Below are 23,867 nucleotides of genomic sequence, written 5' to 3'. Positions count from 1 at the left end.
TAAGCAAATTTTTATTGATTTATCAAAATAATAGCTTGTAAATTATTAATATATAAATTATCATGCAATTTCTGATTGTAAAGCTGCTGCAGTATTTAAGAATTAACTATTATTTTTCATATTTTATTAAAAAATACACATAATATCTTAAGTACATTATATAACCGCAACTTTCAAACAATTGTAAAGAAGAGGTGACTATATTGAAATCTTCTATTGAAAATAACAATATAATAAAGGAATCTATATCGGCAAATTTAGGAGAAAATGTAAAAAAGGTGAATAGTTTTTTTTCTTATCCTGTAAATAAAGATTATTTAGTTAAAGATATCTGCATACAATGCTTAAATAGAAAAGCAACCATCCTATGTATGAATACAATTGTAGATAAAGAAAAAATAGAGAATCACATTATTCTACCACTAATGTATACCAAGTTGGAAGATTCACATGGGGACATTGGAACAATTTTAATGGAGAAGGTATTGACTGTAAATATTGTTTCAAAAGTAAATACATATGAAGATGTAATTAAAGGAATTCTAGATGGAGATACTGTGTTGTTCGTTAATGGATATAATGAGGTCCTAATGATTCATACCTCAAAGGTTCAACATAGAGGTGTGGAAAAGCCAACAGTTGAAAATACATTAAAGGGTCCACAGGAAGCATTTACTGAGTGGAATGAAGGTAACCGTTCCTTAATAAGAAAATCATTAAAAGATCCTGGGCTGATTACAGAAGCTATATCCTTTGGTAAAGATAATCATGATGAAGTATTCATCATGTACATAAAAAATATTGTAAGTGTTACTTTGCTTAAAGAGGTTAAGACAAGAATCAGTAAAATTATTGATAAAAATATAGAAAATGCATCTATTCTTCAGCAGTGCATAGAAGACAGACCTTATTCAATTTTGCCATCTACTTTTGAGACAGAACGACCGGACAGAGTTTCTTCTTTTTTAAAGGAAGGTCATATAGCACTTTTAATTGGATCTACACCTAATGTTGTTATTGTACCGGTAACCTTTTGGACTTTATTCCATACTTCTGAAGATACCTATCAGAGATGGATGTATGGAAATCTATTACGTGCCATAAGAATACTTGCATTTTTTATCTCTTTGTTTCTTCCAGGAGTATACATAGCACTGTCCACTTATCATGTAGACATGATTCCTACCGATTTAGTTATTGCCATTGCTTCCTCAAGGGAAAAATTGCCTCTTCCTGTAATATTTGAAATTCTATTAATGGAAATATCTTTTGAGCTTATGAGAGAAGCAGGAGTGAGAATGCCTTCGAGTATGGGATCTACTATTGGAATTGTTGGAGCTTTAATTTTAGGTCAGGCAGCGGTGGAAGCTACTATTGTTAGTCCTATATTAGTAATAATTGTAGCTCTTACGGGATTATCTTCTTTTGCTATTCCGGAAATGAATTTGAGCTTTTTAGTAAGAATAGGAAGATTCATATTCTTAATAGCCGGAGCTGTTGGTGGACTGTATGGAGTTGGATTATTGGCTACAGCTTTTCTCACTTATGCCTGTGCTTTTGAATCCTTTGGAATTCCATTTTTTTCACCAAAATCTCCACAAAAGCCGTCTTCTAAAGATTTTATCATGAGAAGGTTGGTATTTAAGCAAAATAAAAAAACTATTAATATAAATATACAGAATGTGTGGAAGCAAAAGTGAAGTAAGGTGGTGTACACTAAATGTTAGAAAATTCTGATGGTAAAATTGGTACCAGAGAATGTGTAGCTTTAATAATTATTATGCTTTTTGAAAAAATTACCAATAGCACATCCAGTGTTTTTTTTAAGGCTGGCCAAAATGCAGGGTGGATCATTCCTATATTTTCTGCAATAGCGTTAATTATACCTATATTAAGTATATTATGTCTTTTAAAGAGATATAAAAATAAAGGGCTTTTGGAAATAGTTTATTATTTAACTGGAAAGTATATTGGATTTCTAATAAGCTATATACTTTTAATAATGAATATAATAATTATTTCTTCAAATTTAGCTGATGATTGTGCTGTTATTAACACACTTTTTTTTCCTAACACTGATATATGTTATTTAATAATTACGTTGATAGGGTTTTGTTGTTTTATGGCTATATTAGGATTGAAAGCTCTTGCAAGAGCTTCATCTATGCTAATGCCATACATTATAGGGGTTTTTATTGTTCTTATTGTATTTGCCATGCCGCTTATAACCACTGAATTTTTGTTTCCCATTGCGGGAAAAGGTGTGAAACATATAATAATGGGGGGGATACGCAATAGTTTTATTTATCAGGTGATAATAATATTATCTGTTTGTTATCCTATGTTTAAAAGCTATAAAAACTTTAAAACTGCCAGTTTAACTGCATTAACAGTGTCCGCTATTATTTTGAGTATTTCCTTTGCATTCTTTCAAATGGCTTTTGATTATCCAGCTATTACAATTATAAGCTATCCTTTACATACCATTACAAGAATGCTTCGTTTAACTAGATTTATCACAAATTTGCAAGCTGTATTTTTACCATGGACTGTTGTGGTAATCGCTATCTATTATTCTACAGCTTTGTATTTGTCTTCTGCCATATTTACCCATACATTGAAATTGGGAAAAGTTGAGCCTTTGATTCTACCTGTAGCAGCACTTATAACTATAATAAGTATAATTCCTGAAAGTCCACGGGATTTTTCCAGGTTCTTTAATAATAGAGTTGTTCCTATAATAACTATTATCAGTATAGTAGTACCTTTATTGCTTTTAGTAATTTCACAGTGGAAAGGGGATTATAAAAAGTGCTGAAGAGAATAATGTGTTATTTAGTTATTTCTATTTTCATGGTATTTTTATGCAGTGGATGTCATAAAAATATTATTGAATTAGAGGAACAGGGATATGTATCTGCTATAGGTATTGATAAAGGAAAAAACAATAATCTCAGTATTACATATCAAATTGTTAATGTAAAGTATGGAGCTGGCCCTTCAAGCGGGGATGGGGGTTCACCTGACCAGGAAAAAAATGAAAACATTACTTTTGAATCACCGGATTTAATTGCTGCTAGAGATATGATAAATGTAGTTGTAGCAAGACGAATTACTCTAGCACATACCAGAGTTTTGATTGTAGGGGAAGATTTTGCAAGAAATCCAGAGTTTTTTCACATTTTGGAAGCAGCAATTAGAGATAAAGAATTTAGAAGAACTATGAATATATTTATATGTCGTGAAAAAGCATCTGAATTTTTAAATAGAAATAATCCAAGGTTAGAAGATAGAACAAGTAAATATTTTGATTTTGTTATAAACAGGTGGAGGGATACAGAATTTATAACCATATCCGATTTAAATAGATTTTTACAGAGAACAGAAGAAAATACAAGTTTATTTTTAGGAGTCTATACATCCACAAAAAGATATTCTTCCAAGGATTATGGAAATGAAGCCGATTATCTTCCAGGGCAAATGAATTTTAAAGGAGGCAATCCTACTCAAGTAATAGGCTCTGCAGTATTTAAGAGGGGAAGAATGATAGGAAGTCTTACAGGTGATGAAAATAGATTTGTAGCACTTTTAAGACCTAAAAATGAAGTAGAAAGTATGCTTTTTACCTTTGAAGATCCAATTGATAAAAAATATAAAATATCTGCAAGGTTAATAAAAGGTGGAAAAAATAAAATTAAAATTGATACTAGTTCATATAGGCCAAGGATCAATGTAGTTGTGCCTGTAGAAATAGAAATTTTAGCTATACCAAGCTTTGTAAAATATGTTGGAGTTAAAGATAAGGAACATATACTAAAAGATGCAATAAAGAATCAGCTTGAAGAAAAAGCAAATAAATTAGTAAAAAAGACACAAGAAGATTTTAGAGGAGAACCCTTTTTGTGGGGATTGGAGGTTAGGAAAAAATTTTGGACTTTTGAAGAATACCAGAAGTATAACTGGATGGATAAATATACTAAAGCACAAATTTCTGTAAATTTTGATGTAAAAATAGGGAGTTTTGGAAAACAGCTTAATCCACCGAAAGATATACAGGGGGATTAAAGCAATAAACATACAAAAGTAATACTTATATTTATCTGAAGGCCACTATCTGAATTTAAGAATGGCTTAATCATCAAGTAGACAGAGCAGTTAAAATGTGAAGTAATGATGTAAATATAGAGGAGAATTGTTATGAAATGGATAATAGTACTAGTATATATTCTTATTTGTTTCTATACAGTTAAAATAGGTATAGGAGTTTGGAAAGAGGGAAAAAAATTTGCCAGTATTAATATAATGATACTGGCACTTATTATACTGTTTCTATCTATATGGATAGAAATTAACAATAGATTATAAGAATATAATGCTGCTTATTTAAAGCAGTATTAAGTGGTATCATGCAAGTAAGTAATGAGTTTATTTTAGGTAATACTAAGATTGTTGGCTAGGAAAATAATTGTTCATTGTAAAATCTGATTAATAATATCTTGAGATACTACTCCTTCTCCTCCCAGAATATCAATCTGATTGGTATTTGCTGTTTTTGATTTAATATAATTTTTTATATCACTAGAATTATTTTTATCAAGTAATACAACTGGTGCATTTTCTTCGCCGGCTGTAGCAGAACCACAGAGAGCATCTGCAAATTCACTTCCTGAGGCAAGATAAATATTGGATAAATTGTATTTATCATCAAATTTATTTAATATGGCAAGATTGGTAGCATATCTATCTGGGCCTGATATCCTTTCGGCTCCTAAATTTTTCACTATGCTGTCATTTACAACTCCAATTCCACCAATTATGTATGGTGTACTTTTATGGTCCTTTATATATTGCAAGGCACCATCACTTAACTGGCTGCCATCTGTCAAAAGTATAGGACTTTCTGACAAGGCTGCATAAGATGATATAGATATGCCATCTGCAAATCCTTTTCCAGAAACTATAAATACCTGTCCAGGGCTACTTATTTGTTTTGCAACTGCAAGTGAAGTAGCATATCTGTCTGAACCGGATATTCTCTCTGTATTTATTCCCATAGTTTTTAAGACATTTTCTACTGAACTTGATATAACTCCAGTACCTCCAATTATATATACTTTCTTCACCTTCAATCTTGAAAGTTCTGCTTCTGTATTTTTATCAAGTGAGTTATTTGAAGTCAGCAGTATAGGTGCATTTATCTGTTTTGCAAAAGGCGCTGCGCTAATTGCATCAGCAAAAGTTTCCCCGGAAACTAATACCGCTGAATCTGCATTAGTCCATTTACTCTGTGATATTTTTACTGAAGTTTCATATCTATTTGAGCCGCCTAATCTTACTTGCTTAAAATTTTGTTTATTTATAGTGTAAGTATCAATGGCTTCCATGGTATCAGTTCTGTAAGTTGTGATTGTAAAGCTGTTATTTTTTATGCTTACATCTGAAAATGTTGGAACATGATCCTGTTCTTTTTTAGCTTCATAATAGTTATTCACATCAGGTTGCTGCAGCTCATAATATTTACTACCGCTGGCTGAGTTTGTGGATATATATAGAACTCCTTTTGGATTTGTAACTTTACCATCTTTTGCATCTTCGACATTAACTGCTTCTCCTGCTGACATTTGATAACTCCTTGTATAACTGTGATCATGTCCGGCCAAAACTACATCTATGCCGAGATCCTCAAAGACTTCTGGATGGGTAACTCTTCTTGCAGCTATATCTTCATCTGTCTCATGGTTTGCTGAGCTGTAAATGGAATGGTGCATTGCTGCTATCTTCCATTTTACATTTGGATTTGCATCTATTGCTTCCTGCATAAATGCCTTATGATCCTGGGCGTTTATATCATTGCTGTTAAGCATCATAAACAGTGTGTTTCCATACACATAATAGTAGTCATTGCCTGTGGTGCCGCTGCTTTTATCTGATTCATACCCGTTATCAGTAAAAATGCCATATTTGTCAGACATATTCGGAGGGTTAAAGTGGGTAATATGACCTGATCCATAGCTTTCATGGTTCCCTGGAATTGCGGCAACAGGCATATTTTTTAGATGATCTGGTTTAAAAAACTCATCATATTCCAATTCATTGCTTTGTTCATTAAGTTCTGAGCCGTTGTTTACTTGGTCACCTACAGACATTATAAAACTAAAATTAGAAAACTTATTTGTAGCTTTGTTCAATGTATCTAACCATCCTGCACCATCTTTAGCTAAATCACCGCCAGCACCAATTTGTGGATCTCCTGCAAGTAAAAAGTTGAATCCATTTGATAGATCCGGAGTAGTGTAGCTGTTAACCTGGCTCTAATTAGTTCCGTCACCTACACGATATACATATTCTACGCCCTGTTTTAATCCTGTTACTGTGACCTTATTAGAAGTATATCTATCATTTCCATTAGATTTTTCTCCATTGAATGTTTGAGCTTTATCTACAGGAAATTCGCTTCCACTCATATCAGACTTTAAAGCAACCTGTACCTGTGTCTCTGAAGTACTTTTGGAATACCATGTGAAATTTAATTGAGATTGATCCTTTCCAGGTGCAAAGGTTACATCTTTAATAGTATCATCTGCAGAGGCTGTTGTTTTATCTATACTGATACTTTGGGTTGTTGTAGTTTCAGCACTAACAGGTATGGGTATTATCAGACTTGAAAGTATAAACGAAAAGCATAGAAAAAATAATGCTATTTTTTCTGCATACTGTTTCATAAAATTTCCTCCTTAAAATAATTTTCATTTACAGCTACTATATATCTTAATGATATTTATGTATTTTATCTGTCTTACTCGTGTAAAATTTATGTAAAATAACAATAACATTCTATATTTAACTTAAACTTTACAGAACCTTTATCAGTACATTCCATTAACATTGTATATTTTAAAATATATAATATAATTTTTAAAATAACATCTAAGTTAAAGCTATATGGAGGAATATTCATGATTAGATATTCAAAGATATTTCAAGTATCAATTTTTTTAATAGTGGTATTATTATTTGGTATTTTTTTGTACTATTTTAATGTAAGTAATCCTGTAACATATAATAAGCAAAATGGCAAATCTTATATAAGGTATGAAAAAGCAGAAGTATTATCCGTAAAAAACAATTCTTTAACACAATTTAAACAATCTAAAAATATATATTTTGGTACTCAGGAGGCTCAAATCAAAATTCTTTCAGGAGAACATAAAGATGAGGTTAAAAAAGTAACAAATTATTTAAGTGACACTCATAATGTATATCTAAGACCTAACATGAAAATAATAGTAGATATTTCTACAGCTAATGGTGGCAAATATGGTGTGACAGTATATAACTATTACAGAGCTAATACTCAATATATATTTATATTTGTTTTTTTTGCTGCCATTTGTATAATAGGCGGAAAAAAGGGAGTTAGATCTGTATTAGGTCTTGTATTTACATTAACCTGTATTATATTTTTATTTGTACCCATGTTATATAGGGGCTATTCTCCAATTTTAGCCTCGATTATAGTAATAATTATAACAACCTGTGTTACACTATTTTTATTAAATAGCTGGAGTGCAAAGACTTTATCAGCTATATTAGGTACCATATCTGGCGTTATAATTGCAGGGATAATTGAACTTATATTTGGCCACTTTGCCCATTTGACAGGTCTTAATTTAACTGGAGTTGAAAGTCTCAATATGATTTCTAATGTATCTGGTATGAAAGTATATCAATTGTTAACTGCAGGAATTTTAATAGCATCTGTAGGAGCTGTAATGGACCTTAGTATATCAATAGCTTCTTCTATACAGGAAATATATACATCTAATCCTAATGTAAATAAAAAAGAGTTATTTAAGTCAGGAATGAATGTAGGAAAAGATATGATGGGCACTATGGCCAATACTTTAATTTTAGCTTTTACAGGGGCATCACTTACTATGCTCATAATAATTTATTCTTATAATGTAAGTTATAATCAACTTATTAACATGGATATGGTAAGTTTAGAAATAATCCAGGGATTAACTGGTAGTATGGCAATAATCTTCACAGTTCCCATAGTTTCATTTATTTCAGCAGAAATTATTACAAGATTTTTAGGTGAAATAAACGAGAAAGATAAATTGTAAACTTATATTTTTATTGGGTTTACAATAGCAGAATATTATATTAATATATATTTATTACATATATTAAGGAGAGTTTGAATAATGAAAGAATTTATAAAGTATTTAGAGAAAAATATTCTTAAGGAAGAAGATATAGGTTTTAAAGAAGCTATGAAATTGTCAAAGTGTGAAGAGGTAGGGGATATAAAACAGTTATGCCATAGTGCAGATAATATACGGGATTTTTTTTGCGGTGTGGAAGTAGATCTATGTACTATAATGAATGCAAAGTCAGGACGTTGTACTGAAGATTGCAAGTTCTGTGCCCAGTCTGGACATTATAAAACCAATGTAGAAAATTATGAACTGGTCTCGAAAGAAGAAGCTTTAAAATTGGCAAGGGAAAATGAAAATGAAGGAGTAAATAGATTTTCTCTGGTTACAAGTGGTAAGGGAATTCGTGGAAAAGATTTTGAAAAGGTATTGGATATATATAAAGAACTAAATAAAGAGAATAGAATAGATCTGTGTGCTTCACTTGGTATATTGGAATATGAAGATTTGATTAGATTGAAACAATGCGGGGTAACAATGTATCATCATAACTTAGAAACCAGCAGAGAATATTATAAGGAAATATGTACAACCCATAGCTACGATGAAAGAATAGATACTATAAATGCAGTGAAAAAAGCAGGGCTTCAGGTATGCTCCGGGGGAATTATTGGACTTGGGGAGAGTTTTGAAGATAGAGTTAGATTAGCTTTTCAGCTTAAGGAGCTTGAGGCCAAATCCATTCCCATAAATGTATTGAATCCAGTTAAAGGAACACCACTAGAAAGTGCTCCTAAGTTAAGTCAAAATGAAATATTGAAGACCATAGCAATTTTTAGATTCGTAAATTCTAAAGCTTTTATAAGACTTGCAGGAGGAAGAAATCTTATAGATGGTTTTGGAGAAAATTGTTTTTATGCAGGAGCCAATGCTACAATCACAGGAAACTATCTAACCACATCGGGAAATAAGATATGTGATGATAAGAAGATGATAAATAAATTGAAATTGAAGATCAGAAAAAATGTGCATAAGGAAAAAAAGATGTTCTAATAGGTGTGAAAATATTAAAGTATTTATAAAATGAATCGAATAAAGCTACTAAATAAGATATTTTTGGAGGCATAACAAGCATGGAAAAAATACTTGAATCATTTTTAGAAGTTGTACCTGTATTAAAAGATATTTTGCAGGAGGATCTATTAGTAGCTGTAGCAGATACTAATGAATTTTTGTATTATCGCAGGGGAGATACTCTTGATCTCCATATTAAAATCGGACAGAAGTTGTCTGTGGATGAGCCATTATATAAAACAATTCATGATGGTAAAATATACGTTGTCACGGTAGCAGAAGAAGTATATGGAGTACCATTTAAGTCTGTTTCATATCCAATTAAAAATTCGCAAGGAAAAGTTATTGGTGGGGTTGGCATAGGCAAGAGTTTAACTGGCCACTTAAAAGTGGAACAGGCAACGGAAAGTATGTTTAGTTCATTACAACAGACAAATGCAAGTATAGAGGAAATTGCGGTTAATTCACAAAAGCTTTTATGTTCAATGAATAATATTGTAGACTCTGCTGAATCCACAGGAGAAAAGATAAAAGAGACAGATGGAATACTGAATATTATCACAGGCATATCTTCTCAGTCCAACTTGCTGGCTTTAAATGCAGCTATTGAAGCTGCAAGAGCAGGAGAGGCGGGAAGAGGTTTTTCAGTTGTTGCAGATGAAATGCGAAAGCTTTCCCAAATAAGTGGGGAATCGGCAAAGAAAATATCACAACTACTTTTAGAAATGAGAGGAGCTATAGATGAAGTCATTAAAGAAATAAACAGTACAAAACTTATGGCTGAATCACAGGCTGCATCCACAGAAGAAATAACTTCCACATTAGAGGGAATTACTTCTAATTCAGAAGTATTAGTGAATATGACTAAAAATGTATAAAATTTTTATTCCGGTGCTGGAATTAGCTAATACTCCCATCTTTTTCAAGGTGGGAGATAAGCATTTCTCTATAGCAAACTCTATCTAAACCTCTGAATTACTTGATTATTATAATAATACTATGTCATATGTGTAGAGGAACATATGACATCTCTCTTGAAAGGCATAATATTTTATTATATTATATTATAGAGATACGAGGGCAAAAGGAGGAGATTTATGCCAAGGAGAGAAAAGAATTTATCTCAAAGTGTTGCAGAGGATATATTTTCAATGATTACTATAGATAAGAAATTTTCGGTGGGAGATAAACTTCCAAATGAAAATGAACTCTCTGTCCTTATGCAGGTAAGCAGGACTACGTTAAGGGAAGCTATTCGTATTTTGGTTGCCCGTAATGTTCTTGAAATTAGAAGGGGAAAAGGCACATTTGTAGTAAATCAGGAAGGTTTCCATGAAAACTTTGGCCTGGAAGAACTTTCTACAATAAAGTTAAATGCCAGAGATTTATATGAAATGAGATTGATTTTTGAACCAGAAACCGCTTATTATGCTGCAAAGAGGGCCACAGATAAGGAGATAAAAAGAATAATTCACTATGGTAGACTAGAAGAACAGAAAATTTTAAATAAAGAAGACAGAACTGAAACTGAAAGGGCTTTTCATAAATCCATTGCAAAGGCCACCCATAATGAATTTATGAATAGGCTTATGCCTATACTTTATAAATCCATTGATAAGGGTGTTATGTTGTCAGATGATAATGAAGTTGTAATACAAGATACATTAAATGATCACCGTATGATAATGGAATTTTTATCTAAAAGAGATGCAGAGGGGGCAAAAACTGCAATGAAGCTTCATATTATACGTGCAATGAGAGGCATGGATATATATGAAGAGTAAAATAGTGTTAATTTTTATAATTATAAAAATTAACACTTATTTTTTCAAAATATATAATGTATAGTTGACAACAGACATCACACAACTTACAATAAAAACATATAGTTTAATAATATTGTACTAGGGAGGTTATTTTAGTGAGAAGTGATGTAATAACGAAAGGAACTAAAAGTGCACCACAGCGTGCCCTGCTTAATGCGTTAGGTTTGACAAAAGAAGAAATAGAAAGACCGCTTGTAGGTATTGTAAGTTCAAAAAACGACATAGTACCGGGTCATATGAATTTAGATAAAATAGTGGAGGCCGTAAAGACAGGAGTATCAATGGCTGGGGGTACTCCAATTGTTTTTCCTGCCATTGCTGTCTGTGATGGAATTGCCATGGGACACCAGGGCATGAAATATTCTCTTGTTACAAGAGATTTAATTGCAGATTCCACAGAAGCTATGGCCATGGCTCATGCTTTTGATGCGCTGGTAATGGTACCTAACTGTGATAAAAATGTACCAGGACTTTTAATGGCTGCAGCGAGACTTAACATTCCAACTATTTTTGTAAGTGGAGGCCCTATGCTTGCAGGAAAGGTAGATGGATGTAAAGTAAGTTTTAGCAGCATATCTGAGGCAGTAGGTGCTTTCAACGGAGGTAAAATAACTGAAGAAAAATTAGAAGAGTTTGAAAGTAAGGTATGTCCTACTTGCGGCTCCTGTTCAGGCATGTATACTGCAAATAGTATGAACTGTTTAACAGAGGTTCTTGGAATGGCACTTGGAGGTAATGGTACAATACCTGCTGTTTATTCTGACAGAATAAAACTTGCAAAACATGCTGGCATGAAAATAATGGAGCTGCTTGAAAGAAATATAAGACCTAGAGATGTTATGACAGAGGCTGCTTTTAAGAATGCTCTAACTATGGATATGGCTCTTGGATGTAGTACAAACAGTATGCTTCATTTACCAGCTATTGCACATGAAGCTGGTATTGAATTAAATGTGGATATGGCAAATGAAATCAGTGCAAAAACGCCTAATCTTTGCCACTTAGCACCAGCAGGACATAATTATGTGGAAGAGTTAAATGAAGCAGGTGGAATTTACGCTGTTATGAATGAAATTAATAAATTGAATTTATTAAGTACAGATTTGATTACATGTACGGGAAAAACTGTGGCAGAAAATATTAAAGGTTGTATAAATAAAAATAAAGAGGTAATAAGACCTGTTGAAAACCCTTACAGCACAACTGGCGGAATTGCAATTCTTAAAGGCAATTTAGCTCCAGATTCCTGTGTTGTAAAGCGTTCTGCAGTGGCACCTGAAATGTTAAAGCATGAAGGACCTGCAAGGGTTTTTGACTGTGAGGAGGATGCTCTAAATGCTATAAACACAGGGAAAATTGTAGCTGGCGATGTAGTTATTATAAGATATGAAGGACCTAAAGGTGGACCTGGCATGAGAGAAATGCTTAACCCAACTTCTGCAATTATGGGACGAGGTCTTGGGGGAAGTGTGGCATTAATAACAGATGGACGTTTTAGTGGTGCTACAAGAGGTGCTGCAATTGGTCATGTTTCTCCTGAAGCGGCAGTAGGAGGTAATATTGCACTGGTTGAAGAGGGAGATATAATAAAGATAGATATAGAGGCAAATTCTATTGATTTTGAAATCAGTGAGGAAGAATTGGAGAGAAGAAGATCAAATTGGAAACCTAGACAACCTAAGATTACCACAGGCTACCTTGCAAGATATGCATCAATGGTAACTTCAGGAAACAGAGGGGCTATTCTAGAAATTCCCAAATTCTAGTTTTTTAATTTGTATTTAAAGACTGTAAATAGCCATATTGAAGCTTCTCGGAAGGGGAGAGTAATTAAGGTTCGGATGGAGTTTTCTTATAAGGAATCCTTTTCTCCATCTGAATTGTTTATTAAAAATATAAAGGTAGTGCTTAAATGACAGATAAAGAGATATTAAACACCATGAAAGAAAAGAGTATTATCAGCATAAATGGTATATAGGGGATATTAGAAAAAATTTTAATGCTTATTTAGTTGAATTATGATATAATCCTTCCATAATGACAAAAATACAGTAGAGGATGGGTATAATTTGATTAATGTAAATAATGTTAGTTTAAGATATAAGGGGAGAAAGCTTTTTGAAGATGTAAATTTAAAGTTTACCCAGGGTAATTGCTATGGAATTATAGGGGCAAATGGTGCAGGAAAGACCACATTTTTAAAAATATTATCAGGAGAAATAGAACCCAGTACAGGAGAAGTAAGTATTTCAAAGCATATAAGAATGTCTGTACTAAAACAGGATCATTTTCAATATGATGAATATGAGATTTTAGAAACAGTAATTATGGGTAATTTAAGGCTTTATGAAATAATGAAAGAAAAGGATGCCCTTTATGATAAACCTGATTTTACAGATGAAGATGGCATAAAGGCATCTGAATTGGAAGGCGAATTTGCAGAATTAAACGGATGGGAAGCAGAATCTGAAGCTTCTTCACTGCTTCAAGGCCTTGGGATAGATATAAATCTTCACAATAAAAAGATGTCTGAACTTACAGGAGCCCAAAAGGTAAAAGTACTTCTGGCACAGGCGCTTTTTGGAAATCCCGGTATACTTATCTTAGACGAACCTACTAACCATTTAGATGTTAAATCTATAAAATGGTTAGAAGAGTTTATTATTAATTTTGAAGGTACTGTCATAGTTGTATCCCATGATAGATATTTTCTAAATAAAGTGTGTACATATATGGCGGATGTGGATTATGGAAAGATAAAAATATATGCTGGAAACTATGATTTTTGGTACCAGTCAAGCCAGCTTGCACTTAAGATGGCAAAGGAACAAAACAGAAAAAAAGAAGAAAAGATTAAAGATCTGCAAAGATTTATAGAGCGTTTCAGTGCCAATGCCTCAAAATCAAATCAGGCTACATCCCGTAAGAAGTTGCTGGATAAAATAACTTTAGAGGATATCAAGCCCTCCAGCAGAAAATATCCCTTTATGGGTTTTAAGCCTGAAAGAGAAGTGGGAAATGATATATTAATAGTTGATGGAATTACAAAAATTATAGATGGAAAAAAAGTATTGGATAATGTTAGTTTTACAGTATCAAAGGGTGATAAAATTGCTTTTATATCAGAAAATGAAATTCAAGAAACTACATTGTTTAAAATTCTTATGGGAGAAATGGAACCAGATAGTGGAAGGTATAAATGGGGAGTTACTATCTCCAGGTCATATTTTCCAAAGGATAATTCAGAGTACTTTAATGAACAGGAATTAAATTTAGTGGATTGGCTGAGACAATTTTCAGAGGAAAAATCTGAAAGCTATATTAGAGGATTTCTTGGTAAAATTTTATTTTCCGGGGAAGAGGCATTAAAGCAGGTGAATATTCTCTCGGGAGGGGAAAAAGTACGATGCATGCTGGCAAAGATGATGATGGAAAATGCCAATGTGCTTATTTTGGATCAGCCCACCAATCATCTGGATCTAGAATCCATTACTGCATTAAACAACGGACTTTTAGATTATAAGAGTATCATTTTATTTTCATCCTATGATCATGAATTTATCCAGACTATAGCAAATAGGATTATACAGCTTACTGATAATGGATTTATAGATAAAAGGTTAACCTATGATGAATATTTAGAGAGTATTCAAGGTTAGTAGATGGTCTGTTTCAAAATGAGTTTTTACATTTTGAAACAGGCCTTTATAATAAATTATTTGAAATTGAGGGATTGAGTATGAAAGAATATGTTATTAAAGAAGTATCATTAAATGAATTAGAAGAGTGTGCAGAAGTTATAAGACAAGGATTTGGGACAGTGGCAAAAGATTTTGGATTAACTATTGAAAATTGCGCCACTAATGGCGCTTTTATCAAAATGAGTAGATTGGTTTCTGATAAAAACAGAGGCAATTTCATGTATTCAATAAATGTTGATGATAAAATTGTTGGATTTATGCAGTTAGAAAAGAAGAGTGAAGAAAAATATGAATTAGAAAAAATTACTGTCCTGCCGGAATATAGACGTTATGGATATGGAGAAAAATTGTTAGTGTTTGCAAAAATTAAGGTTAAGAGGTTAAATGGAAAAATTATAAGTATTGGTATTATTGAGGAAAATACTATTTTAAAACAATGGTATCAGAAAAATGGTTTTATACATAAAGGTACTAAAAAATTTGATTTTTTACCATTTACAGTTGGCTTTATGGAAATGATAATTGAGTAAAATAAAAGTAATTTCAAGATTTTATTATCGTCAAGTTTTGGTTTTCTGCCGAGTGATATTGCTGCAGCGAGACCTTCTTTTGTTTTTTTTTGCTTATTAAGTTTCTTTCAAATTGATTTAATTTATACTAACTTTCTTTTTGGATAGTATATTACAAAAAAGTGCATAATTGATAAATCAAAAATTACTGTTATAATAGTAGCATGAGTTAGCTGAAATCGGTAACAAGTCAATGATGGCACCAAGTAGAACTCAATGTAATGTGGTACACCAGGAAACAAGGGAAATGACTACAAAAGAAGCAGAAGGATTAGTACAGGATTTTATAAATGCTGCCTGTAGAGTTAAAGCAGCGGGTATTGATGGGGTTGAAATACACGGTGCTCATGGATATTTGATCAATCAATTTTTAAGTCCTTATGCTGTATTTGTGGCAGAAGGCTCAAGTCCTATAATTCCTGAGTCCATAAATGGTATTCATGGAAAAAATGTATTTACTATTGTGGATGTATTATCAGGGAAAACAGAAATTTATAATAAAAAAGCAGCAGTAATAGGTTCTGGAATGACAGGTCTTGAAACTGCAGAATTTTTGGCATCAAAGAATAATGATGTAACTGTATTTGAGATGGAAAGCTATTGGAGGATAAAATTTTAAATTATATTCAAGGAGGAAAGTAATATGATGAATTTTAGAAATTTGTTTGAGCCCATTACTATAAATGGTCTTATTTTAAAAAATCGTCTTGTAATGCCGGCAATGCATCACGGTTATACTCCTGATGGATTTGCTACCGCCAGATTTAATGAATATTATTGGAAGCGTGCAGAGGGTGGTGCAGGGTTAATTATTGTAGGGGGATGCGTTATTGACAATTACCGGGGATATTCCGATATCATGAGCCTTGAAAGTGATGATTATATTTTGGGATACAAGGAGTTTACAGATGGTATGCATAAACGTGGTGCTAAAGTAGCAGTGCAGCTTATGCATACCGGCAGATATGGGAGAACCAAATATATTACCGGAGATGATGCTGCACTTGCTCCTTCAGCTGTTTATTCTCGTTACACAGGTGAAACACCAAGAGCTATGACAAAGGATGAAATCACACTGGTTATAAAACACTGGGCTGATGCTGGACTGCGGGCGAAAAAAGCAGGTTTTGATGCAGTGGAAATCGTAGGTTCTGCAGGCTACTTGATTAGCCAGTTTTTATCACCTGTTACTAATTTGCGTGAAGATGAATATGGGGGAAGTTTTGAAAATCGCTGTCGTTTTCCACTGGAAGTACTATCAGCTCTGCGCATAGCAGTGGGAGATGATTATCCTATCTTTATGCGTGTTTCTGGAAATGATTTCATTAAGGGCGGCAATACAAATGAAGACTGTGTGGCCTTTTGTAAAATGTTAGATAAGGCTGGCATTGACATGATAAATGTAACCGGAGGCTGGCATGAAACCACCATTCCTCAATTGCCAGGAGATGTTCCACAAGGAGGCTATGCGTACCTGGCACAGGGGGTAAAAGATGCAGTTAGTGTTCCTGTTATGGCTTCAAATCGATTTAATAACCCTGTTGTGGCAGAGCGTACTCTAGCTTTATGTCAGGCAGATTTGATCGGTGTGGGACGTACGCTTATAGCTGACCCGGATTGGCCAATTAAAGTAAAAGAAGGTAGAGTAGATGAGATTCGCCGCTGTACCGCATGTAATCAGGGCTGCCTTGGGCGTTTGTTTTTTGACAAACCTGTGGAATGTCTTGTAAATGGATATGCCGGCAGAGAATTCCTTCTTCAGGATACCAAACCTAAGCCGTCTAAAAATATTCTGGTTATAGGTGCAGGTCCTGCTGGCTGTGAACTTGCAATAAGAGCAGCAGAAAGAGGTCATAAAGTTACTGTTTGGGAAATGAAGGATACTATTGGGGGGCAATTACATCTGGCAAGCACTCCTCCATCAAAAGGGGAATTTCAAAATTTGGTGCATTATTTTAACGCTATGTTGAAGAAAATAGGTGTAAAGGTGGTGCTTAACAAGGAAGCTACTATTGAAGAAATTGAGAAAGGAAATTTTCATGAGGTAATAGTGGCAACTGGAAGTATTCCTTCTTCCATTAGTTTACCTGGAGATGGCAATATTCCTATAGTTACCTCTTCTGACATTCTTGAAGGTAAAGATATGGCTGGTCGTAATATAGTAGTGGTTGGCGGCAGTTCTGTTGGCTGTGAAACAGCAGCGTATTTGGCTCATGAAGCCGCTCTCTCTGAGGAACAACTTTATTTTATGGAATCTCAAAAATCTGAAAGTAGTGAGAAAATAAAGATGATGTTAAATACATCCCGTCGTAATATAGCTATTGTAGATATTGCAAAAATTGGTACTGGATTTGATCCTGGCTGCGGCTGGCCTGTAATAAAAGACCTTAAACGGCTGGGCGTAAAACAATATTCTTTCTCTAAAATAGCAGAAGTGACCAATAAGGAAGTTTTTATAGAATCTACTAATCCAAAAAGTAAAGAAGTGATTAAGGCGGAACTTCCCTGTGACACAATTGTACTAGCAGTGGGTTCAAAGCCTAATACATCTCTGTTTGATACACTTTCAGCTAGAAACATTTCTGTACGTAATATAGGAGATTCTGGGGGCATTGGCAATGTTCTCACTGCAATTCGTCAGGCATGCGACTTAGCTATGGAGTTTTAATCCGAACGCTTGCTAATACTAACATCTTCTTCAAAGTGGGAGATAAGCACTGCAATGCGTCTGGATAAGTTCTTCTGAAGTTCAGGTGGAGTTTTCTATAGAAAACTCCACCTGAACCTACAAGGAGCCTTTTTGGTACCAGATATAATTCTGATTTGCTATCTGGTGTCTCCAATATTTTCAACGAATAGTTGCAGAGCCAGTATAAGCATATTGCAAAGGTCATAGAACAACTTTCATGAGAAATTTATATAAAATTACTTGAGGACAAAGGTTATTTATCCAATGTACTGAGTGTTGTTAATATCACTAATGTAAAAATTTCCATTTTCATATACTATTTTTGTTATGCTTGCATTTTCTATATTTGTTACTTCATTTAAGCGATGCTTTGCAAATATAAAAATTAATGTTTTAATTGTAAAAGCATGTGTCACAATTAAAATATCTCCTCCACCACCTGGTGAAATTGTATCTGCCATGGTTTTAAAAATAGATTTCAATCTGGTTTCAATTGTATAAAAATCTTCTGCCCATGCAATAGTGTCAGAGCGAACAACCACTTTAGAAATCTGTGGTAAATTATAATTAAGTTATGCTATACTAACATCAGGTATTTCTTGAAGTATAATATTCAAAAAGTTTTTGTTAGATTCTCCTTATAGACTTCCAAATCCCCATTCTCTTAATCGTTTGTCACGATATAATTTAATCTGCTTATTTCCGCTCTCATTAAGAATAATCTCAGCTGTTTCAACTGCTCGTCCACTATCGCTAGAATAGGCCGCCACAAAATCTATGTCTTTTAGGCCTTTCCCTAAAAGTCTTGCTATTTTAATCCCTCTTGGGGTTAATGGCGTATCAGACCATCCCTGTACTTTGTTCAATATATTATACATAGTTTCACCATGTCTAGTTACATAAAATGTTATTTTTCTATCCATAAATATTCTCCTCACTTACAACTTAACAAAAGATAAACTATTTTTACTTGCAGATTAATATATAAAAATAGGTTAATTAGAATTTACAATTTTATATATATTATAACAGTATTAGATGGATTTATCTTTAATCTCTTTTTTGCTTAAAGTATAATTGTCTTTATCTATATTAGTATAATATAGGTATTTGAAGTGATTTAGAGATATTTTAAGTTTGTTAGTTTTGTTATATATAAATTTGAGTATATTCAAAATTAGGTAAGATCATCTAATATCGTCAATTTTAGCCTAAAATAAAGTTTTTGTGTATATTAAATTGGACGAAATAATTCTAACATATAGGCATTGATATAGGATAATATCATCATTACTGATATAGCAGTAAAATAAATGTAGATATAAAATATAAATTGTGATAATACAGAATATTAAGATATGTATAAATTGTTGCATTTTTTTAATGTAATCTTATTAGATTTAGAAAAGGGGTATTTTTTATGAATAATGATATTTAGAGGGAGTAGTATTTCATTAAGTGAGTATAACAGGTATAAATTTTTTGGAGGTAATAATATGACTGAACTTGAAAATTTTATTTTGGAAGGTAATATCAAAACGTTACTCTTTAAGTTTTCTCTTCCTGCCATAAGTGTATTTTTAGCTAATGTATTATATAATCTTATTGATGCAATTTTTATAGGTAATCAGGCTAATGGTAGCTTAGGAATTGCAGCATTAACTATAGTCTTTCCTATTCAACAAATAATACTGGCTCTTTCTCAAATGATCGGAGTTGGAATTGCTTCTATAATTTCCAGAAGTCTTGGAGCCGGAAATAAACTAAGAGCAGAAAAGGCTGTGGGTACTGCATTAACATCCTCTGTTCTATTAGGAATTTTAATTATGGTTATAGGACTGGCTTTCATCAGACCTATATTGTATATTTTTGGTTCCTTGGAAACTATACTACCCTATGCTGTAACATTCTTTAAAATTACTTTATATTGCAGTGTTTTTTTCGTTTTTAGTATTGTTTCCAATAGCATCATACAATCAGAAGGACATGCTAATATTGCTATGATAAGCATGATAATAGGACCTGTAATTAATATTCCGTTAGATTACATATTAGTTACAAGACTTAAATATGGGATAAAAGGAGCTGCCATTGCTACAGACATTTCCCAAATAATATGTTTCATATTTTTATTGGTATACATCTGTTTTAATAGTAAAATTTTAGGAGTAAAAGTTAAAAATTTAGTAATTAATATAAAGTTATTAAAGGAAGCCATTTCCTTAGGAGTATCCACGTTTATGACTCAACTGGCTTATGGAATTGTAGCCATAGTATTAAATAATTCAATAAGAATTTATGGAGGATCTGACTTATATATTTCTGCAATTGGTATATATAATCGTATATTCGGGTTTATTACCGTTTCTATGTATGGAATTAGACAAGCTCTTCAGCCTATTATAGGATTTAATTATGGTGCTAAAAAATTCAATAGAGTAAAACAAAGCTTAAAGCTTGGAATTTTAACATCAGTTGTAATTTCATTGGGATTTTTAGTTATAATTATTAGTTTTACAAATAAAATAGCGGGTGTTTTTACATCTAATAATGAATTAATAGCATTGACGGTTCCTATTTTAAGAGTACTGATACTTATGAGTCCTTTAGTAGGTGTTCAAGTAATTGCTGCAAGTTTTTTTCAGTATATTGGCAAACCTAAGCCTGCATTATTTTTATCAATAATGAAACCATTTTTATTTTTAATACCATTAATGTTAATCATCCCAATATTTCTTAAAGTCACTGGTGTTTTTGTATCTGTTCCATTATCTGATTTTTTTACTGCAATGATATCTTTAATTTTTATATACGGCGAAATAAAAAAAATGAATCAGTTAAAAGTATTAGTTTAATACTTTTAAAAAGCTGATAATATAACGTTCAATATAATAATTACTCATATAAAAATTTTGGTATAATTACCCATAAAATAGTAACTTCCGAAGATTATAATTTGACTATAGAAAGAATTGGAGGATGAGGTAAAGTTGAAAAAGTATTTTAAGGGTTTTATTTTAATAATTTTTTCTTTAATATTTATTATTGGCATTTGGTATATCAATTTAAGAATAACTAATAATAAAAATGTTGGTATTGTATTTGATAATAAAAATATTGAAACTAAATCTGAAAGGGTTATAAATGAAACGATATCAGATTATATTGAGAATTACTATTCTCATATATTAACTAATGCTGATAAGGTTTTTGAAGCACATAAATCATACTCAATTGAACAGAAAGATGGATTAATAAATGTTTATATTTATACCCTAGTTGAAGGATATGCATTTGCTAACGGAAAATTTGGTTTTTCATGTGGAGGGTCAAATCCAGCACTTATTGTGTTAAGAAAAGATAAAGATAAATTTACTGTTGTTAGATTTGAACAGTCTAAGGATGGAACTGAATATGGACCATCTATAAAAAAGATGTTTCCACGTAAATATGCAGAGAAAGCTATGGAGGATACGGGTCGTGACTTAGGATTAAAAACACAAATAAAATCAAATTCCAAGGAATGGTTAAAGGCACAAGGAAGGAGTGAATTACTTTCAGAAGAATAAAGCCATTTTACAATGAAATATTTAATTTTTTATCTGGTAGTTAAGAATCACTTGATAAAATAAATTTATTTTTTCTTTATTTTTATTATACTTTTAGTATATTTTTGTATTTTATAATAAATATGAAATAAATATTTAAAAGGTGATTAGGATGGATGATAGGATTTTAGAAGTAAAACATATCTCTAAAAAACGAGGAAATAAAAAGGTATTAGATGATATTAATTTTTTCATAAACAAAGGAGAAATATGTGGTTTTGTAGGAAGAAATGGTGCAGGTAAAACTACATTAATTAAAATTATAACAAGTATGTTATTTCCTGATGAAGGTGAAGTTATAATCTGCGGAAAAAGTCTTAAAACGGAAAGAGAGGAAGCCTTAAGAAATATTGGAGCAGTGGTAGAAACACCAGTAATGTATGGGTATATGACAGGAAGACAAAACTTAAATTATATATCAAGTATGCTTAAGGATGTAACAAAAGATGAAATAGAAGATGCTATAAAATTTTCAAATTTGGGAATCAAAATTGATGAAAAAGTAAAAAAATATTCCCTAGGTATGAAACAAAGGCTGGGACTTTCAGAAGCACTAATGGGAAACATAGCATTATTAATATTAGATGAGCCTACAAATGGGTTAGATCCTATAGGTGTTTTTGAACTTAAAAATACCATAAATACCTTGGTTAAAGAAAAAGGAGTAAGTATTTTTATATCTTCTCACATCTTAAGTGAAATAGAAAATATATGTACAAAGGTTGTATTTATAGATGATGGAAAAATTATTAGTGCTCAGAAAGCAAGTGATAGTAAAAAAATCAGCAGTGAAAAAAATATGTTCATAAAAACTAATTCTCCCGAAGAGTCATCAAAAATTATTCAAAGTATACCTTGTGTAAAATTATTGAGAGTAGAAAATGAGGGTATTTCAATTTTAATAAATACTAAGCTGCATGACATTTTTGAAGTATTGAAGAAATTACATGATGCTGGAATAAATATAGAAGGTTTCTTTGAATTAAGACAAAATTTAGAAGATAAATTTATAAAGATGATGGAGGAGAATATCAATGAGTAAATATATATGGCAAGAGCTTAAAAGGGTTATAATTAAAAAGAAAATTTCGCTTATTGGTGTTCTTATTATTACAGTAGCTTTTGGATTAATAAGTATCTCAAAAACAAGAACTTTAGAGGTACAGATTCAAAACGATAAAGCTCTTCTTAATAATCAAAAAATCGGCAGAGATAAGGCTGATAGCGAGTTAAAAAAAGCGGATTTTTCCAGAGATATATTAGGAACAAAAAAGCAAATAAAGGACAAGGAAGAACAGCTAAATCAAATAAATAGCTATGATAAATCAACATTAGATAAACAAATTCAAAAATTAGAAAAAGAAAATAACCCCAAAAATGAATACAAATTACTTCAATTAAAATACGAAAAAAAACACAATATACAAAAAAATGAGTTAATACCAAAAGGAATGTATGCAGCTATGGAGATTCTAATGAGCTTTATACCGATTTTTTTACTTATTGCTATTGTACTATTATCTGATATGATATCAGGAGAATATTCACCTAATACAATTAAAGCTTTGATTACCAAGCCTATTTCAAGAAAAAAGATTATAATATCTAAGTTTATTGTTTCAATAATTTTAAGTACAAGTACTATAATCATAAGCACCTTAATATTTATAGTGGAAGCTGGAATTCATTTGGGTTTTTCTGATTGTAGATTGCCTTTTGATGTAGGTGCAAGATATGTTTTAGACAAATCATTGATTTTAAGCTCAATAACTTCACAAATGAAGTATATGAGTGGGAGTAGGAAAATAATCCCCCTTTGGAGTGTAATTGTACAATTAATATTAATTGTAATAGTTATTTCAGCAGCCATTGTGTCAATAATACTCTTTATATCAACTATTTGTAAAAATTCACTTATTTCATCAATTGCAAGCTTTATACTAATTGTGGGAACAACAATATGGTATATATTAGGGTTTATGGGAAGATATATTGTATCGGCTAAGTATGGAGTATTTGTAAAGTTTTTGCCCATACCATATATGATTGATAGCATAGGCACCTTGAGTGGAGATATTTCTGTACAACTTACTAGCAGTATAAACATATTTTTTGTTTTGATGGTGTGTTTGGGATGGATTTTAATTACCATATTACTAAGCACTTATGCCTTTGGAAAGAGAGATTTTGATTAGCTGCTTTCAGTCTTGAGATGAAAAAGTGATATAATTTTAAATT

The 23,867-nt window shown here is 31.9% G+C and carries 19 protein-coding genes and 2 pseudogenes; 17 read left to right on the top strand and 4 right to left on the bottom strand.

All coding sequences use genetic code 11. The features are described from left to right. Positions 1-194: 194 nt before the first annotated feature. The 4 genes from CKL_RS08365 (at position 195) to CKL_RS20635 (ending at position 4,365) form a co-directional block, all read left to right on the top strand. Complete coding sequence (locus CKL_RS08365) at positions 195-1,700, top strand: spore germination protein (protein ID WP_012620497.1); 1,506 nt, start codon at positions 195-197, stop codon at positions 1,698-1,700. 20 nt (positions 1,701-1,720) lie between these two features. Further along, positions 1,721-2,818 carry a GerAB/ArcD/ProY family transporter gene (locus CKL_RS08360; protein ID WP_012102098.1) on the top strand — a complete coding sequence of 366 codons (1,098 nt, stop codon included), beginning with the start codon at positions 1,721-1,723 and terminating at the stop codon, positions 2,816-2,818. Beyond that, positions 2,812-4,065, top strand: a complete 1,254-nt coding sequence (locus CKL_RS08355; protein ID WP_012620496.1) for a Ger(x)C family spore germination protein — start codon at positions 2,812-2,814, stop codon at positions 4,063-4,065. Before CKL_RS08360 ends, CKL_RS08355 begins: the two co-directional genes overlap by 7 nt. A 132-nt stretch (positions 4,066-4,197) precedes the next feature. Then, positions 4,198-4,365 carry a hypothetical protein gene (locus CKL_RS20635; RefSeq protein WP_012102096.1) on the top strand — a complete coding sequence of 56 codons (168 nt, stop codon included), beginning with the start codon at positions 4,198-4,200 and terminating at the stop codon, positions 4,363-4,365. 104 nt (positions 4,366-4,469) lie between these two features. Here CKL_RS20635 and CKL_RS21520 read toward each other — a convergent pair whose 3' ends face one another. From CKL_RS21520 to CKL_RS08345, 3 genes and pseudogenes are all read right to left on the bottom strand, one after another. Continuing rightward, entirely contained in the window at positions 4,470-5,054 is a 585-nt protein-coding gene (locus CKL_RS21520; protein WP_278184199.1) for a cell wall-binding repeat-containing protein, read from the bottom strand. Positions 5,055-5,081: 27 nt separating this feature from the next. After that, positions 5,082-6,254, bottom strand: a pseudogene (locus tag CKL_RS21515) (cell wall-binding repeat-containing protein); the annotation flags it as partial. 57 nt (positions 6,255-6,311) lie between these two features. Further along, positions 6,312-6,722, bottom strand: coding sequence for a fibronectin type III domain-containing protein (locus CKL_RS08345; protein WP_012102094.1), 411 nt, complete (start codon positions 6,720-6,722; stop codon positions 6,312-6,314). 234 nt (positions 6,723-6,956) lie between these two features. Between CKL_RS08345 and CKL_RS08340 the strand changes: the two genes are divergently transcribed. The 9 genes from CKL_RS08340 (at position 6,957) to CKL_RS08300 (ending at position 18,000) form a co-directional block, all read left to right on the top strand. Continuing rightward, positions 6,957-8,129, top strand: coding sequence for a YibE/F family protein (locus tag CKL_RS08340; RefSeq protein WP_012102093.1), 1,173 nt, complete (start codon positions 6,957-6,959; stop codon positions 8,127-8,129). 81 nt (positions 8,130-8,210) lie between these two features. Beyond that, on the top strand, positions 8,211-9,215 hold the full coding sequence (gene bioB / locus CKL_RS08335) for a biotin synthase BioB (protein ID WP_012102092.1): 1,005 nt from the start codon (positions 8,211-8,213) through the stop codon (positions 9,213-9,215). An 80-nt stretch (positions 9,216-9,295) separates the two neighbouring features. Continuing rightward, positions 9,296-10,114, top strand: coding sequence for a methyl-accepting chemotaxis protein (locus CKL_RS21510; protein ID WP_012102091.1), 819 nt, complete (start codon positions 9,296-9,298; stop codon positions 10,112-10,114). Positions 10,115-10,333: 219 nt separating this feature from the next. After that, positions 10,334-11,020 carry a FadR/GntR family transcriptional regulator gene (locus CKL_RS08325; protein ID WP_012102090.1) on the top strand — a complete coding sequence of 229 codons (687 nt, stop codon included), beginning with the start codon at positions 10,334-10,336 and terminating at the stop codon, positions 11,018-11,020. A gap of 137 nt (positions 11,021-11,157) precedes the next feature. Further along, positions 11,158-12,828, top strand: coding sequence for a dihydroxy-acid dehydratase (gene ilvD / locus CKL_RS08320; RefSeq protein WP_012102089.1), 1,671 nt, complete (start codon positions 11,158-11,160; stop codon positions 12,826-12,828). Between the two features lie 303 nt (positions 12,829-13,131). Further along, positions 13,132-14,721: an ABC-F family ATP-binding cassette domain-containing protein gene (locus tag CKL_RS08315; protein WP_012102088.1), complete on the top strand. Its 1,590-nt coding sequence runs from the start codon at positions 13,132-13,134 to the stop codon at positions 14,719-14,721. A gap of 80 nt (positions 14,722-14,801) precedes the next feature. Then, the gene (locus tag CKL_RS08310; RefSeq protein WP_012102087.1) at positions 14,802-15,293 is read left to right on the top strand and encodes a GNAT family N-acetyltransferase; all 492 of its coding nucleotides are present in this window, start codon (positions 14,802-14,804) and stop codon (positions 15,291-15,293) included. A 232-nt stretch (positions 15,294-15,525) separates the two neighbouring features. Beyond that, positions 15,526-15,951, top strand: coding sequence for an oxidoreductase (locus CKL_RS08305; protein WP_012102086.1), 426 nt, complete (start codon positions 15,526-15,528; stop codon positions 15,949-15,951). 24 nt (positions 15,952-15,975) lie between these two features. Then, positions 15,976-18,000 (top strand): oxidoreductase, encoded by a 2,025-nt coding sequence (locus CKL_RS08300; protein ID WP_012102085.1) that lies wholly within the window; start codon positions 15,976-15,978, stop codon positions 17,998-18,000. 278 nt (positions 18,001-18,278) lie between these two features. Here the strand turns inward: CKL_RS08300 and CKL_RS21240 are convergent. Next, positions 18,279-18,944 (bottom strand): annotated as a pseudogene (locus CKL_RS21240) (histidine phosphatase family protein). Positions 18,945-19,517: 573 nt separating this feature from the next. Between CKL_RS21240 and CKL_RS08290 the strand changes: the two are divergent. From CKL_RS08290 to CKL_RS08275, 4 genes are all read left to right on the top strand, one after another. Beyond that, positions 19,518-20,876 (top strand): MATE family efflux transporter, encoded by a 1,359-nt coding sequence (locus CKL_RS08290; RefSeq protein ID WP_012102081.1) that lies wholly within the window; start codon positions 19,518-19,520, stop codon positions 20,874-20,876. A 135-nt stretch (positions 20,877-21,011) separates the two neighbouring features. Beyond that, entirely contained in the window at positions 21,012-21,590 is a 579-nt protein-coding gene (locus CKL_RS08285; protein WP_012102080.1) for a hypothetical protein, read from the top strand. Between the two features lie 151 nt (positions 21,591-21,741). Continuing rightward, positions 21,742-22,671 (top strand): ABC transporter ATP-binding protein, encoded by a 930-nt coding sequence (locus CKL_RS08280; protein WP_012102079.1) that lies wholly within the window; start codon positions 21,742-21,744, stop codon positions 22,669-22,671. Continuing rightward, a complete protein-coding gene (locus CKL_RS08275) occupies positions 22,664-23,824 on the top strand; it encodes an ABC transporter permease subunit (protein WP_012102078.1) in 1,161 nt (386 codons plus the stop codon). Before CKL_RS08280 ends, CKL_RS08275 begins: the two co-directional genes overlap by 8 nt. Positions 23,825-23,867 lie beyond the last annotated feature (43 nt).

The organism is Clostridium kluyveri DSM 555, from assembly GCF_000016505.1.
GTDB lineage: Bacteria > Bacillota > Clostridia > Clostridiales > Clostridiaceae > Clostridium_B > Clostridium_B kluyveri.
Note: the sequence above shows the minus strand (reverse complement) of the source record. Positions and strands in the feature narration are given on the sequence as shown.

Excerpts from the sequence above, each read along its gene's own strand:
- CKL_RS08300 (WP_012102085.1), top strand. The coding sequence starts at position 15,976 with ATGATGAATTTTAGAAATTTGTTTGAGCCCATTACTATAAATGGTCTT.
- CKL_RS08280 (WP_012102079.1), top strand. The coding sequence starts at position 21,742 with ATGGATGATAGGATTTTAGAAGTAAAACATATCTCTAAAAAACGAGGA.
- CKL_RS21520 (WP_278184199.1), bottom strand. The coding sequence starts at position 5,054 with ATGGGAATAAATACAGAGAGAATATCCGGTTCAGACAGATATGCTACT.
- CKL_RS08310 (WP_012102087.1), top strand. The coding sequence starts at position 14,802 with ATGAAAGAATATGTTATTAAAGAAGTATCATTAAATGAATTAGAAGAG.
- CKL_RS08275 (WP_012102078.1), top strand. The coding sequence starts at position 22,664 with ATGAGTAAATATATATGGCAAGAGCTTAAAAGGGTTATAATTAAAAAG.
- CKL_RS08360 (WP_012102098.1), top strand. The coding sequence starts at position 1,721 with ATGTTAGAAAATTCTGATGGTAAAATTGGTACCAGAGAATGTGTAGCT.
- CKL_RS21510 (WP_012102091.1), top strand. The coding sequence starts at position 9,296 with ATGGAAAAAATACTTGAATCATTTTTAGAAGTTGTACCTGTATTAAAA.
- CKL_RS08345 (WP_012102094.1), bottom strand. The coding sequence starts at position 6,722 with ATGAAACAGTATGCAGAAAAAATAGCATTATTTTTTCTATGCTTTTCG.
- bioB (WP_012102092.1), top strand. The coding sequence starts at position 8,211 with ATGAAAGAATTTATAAAGTATTTAGAGAAAAATATTCTTAAGGAAGAA.
- CKL_RS08325 (WP_012102090.1), top strand. The coding sequence starts at position 10,334 with ATGCCAAGGAGAGAAAAGAATTTATCTCAAAGTGTTGCAGAGGATATA.
- CKL_RS08340 (WP_012102093.1), top strand. The coding sequence starts at position 6,957 with ATGATTAGATATTCAAAGATATTTCAAGTATCAATTTTTTTAATAGTG.
- CKL_RS08290 (WP_012102081.1), top strand. The coding sequence starts at position 19,518 with ATGACTGAACTTGAAAATTTTATTTTGGAAGGTAATATCAAAACGTTA.
- CKL_RS08305 (WP_012102086.1), top strand. The coding sequence starts at position 15,526 with ATGATGGCACCAAGTAGAACTCAATGTAATGTGGTACACCAGGAAACA.
- CKL_RS20635 (WP_012102096.1), top strand. The coding sequence starts at position 4,198 with ATGAAATGGATAATAGTACTAGTATATATTCTTATTTGTTTCTATACA.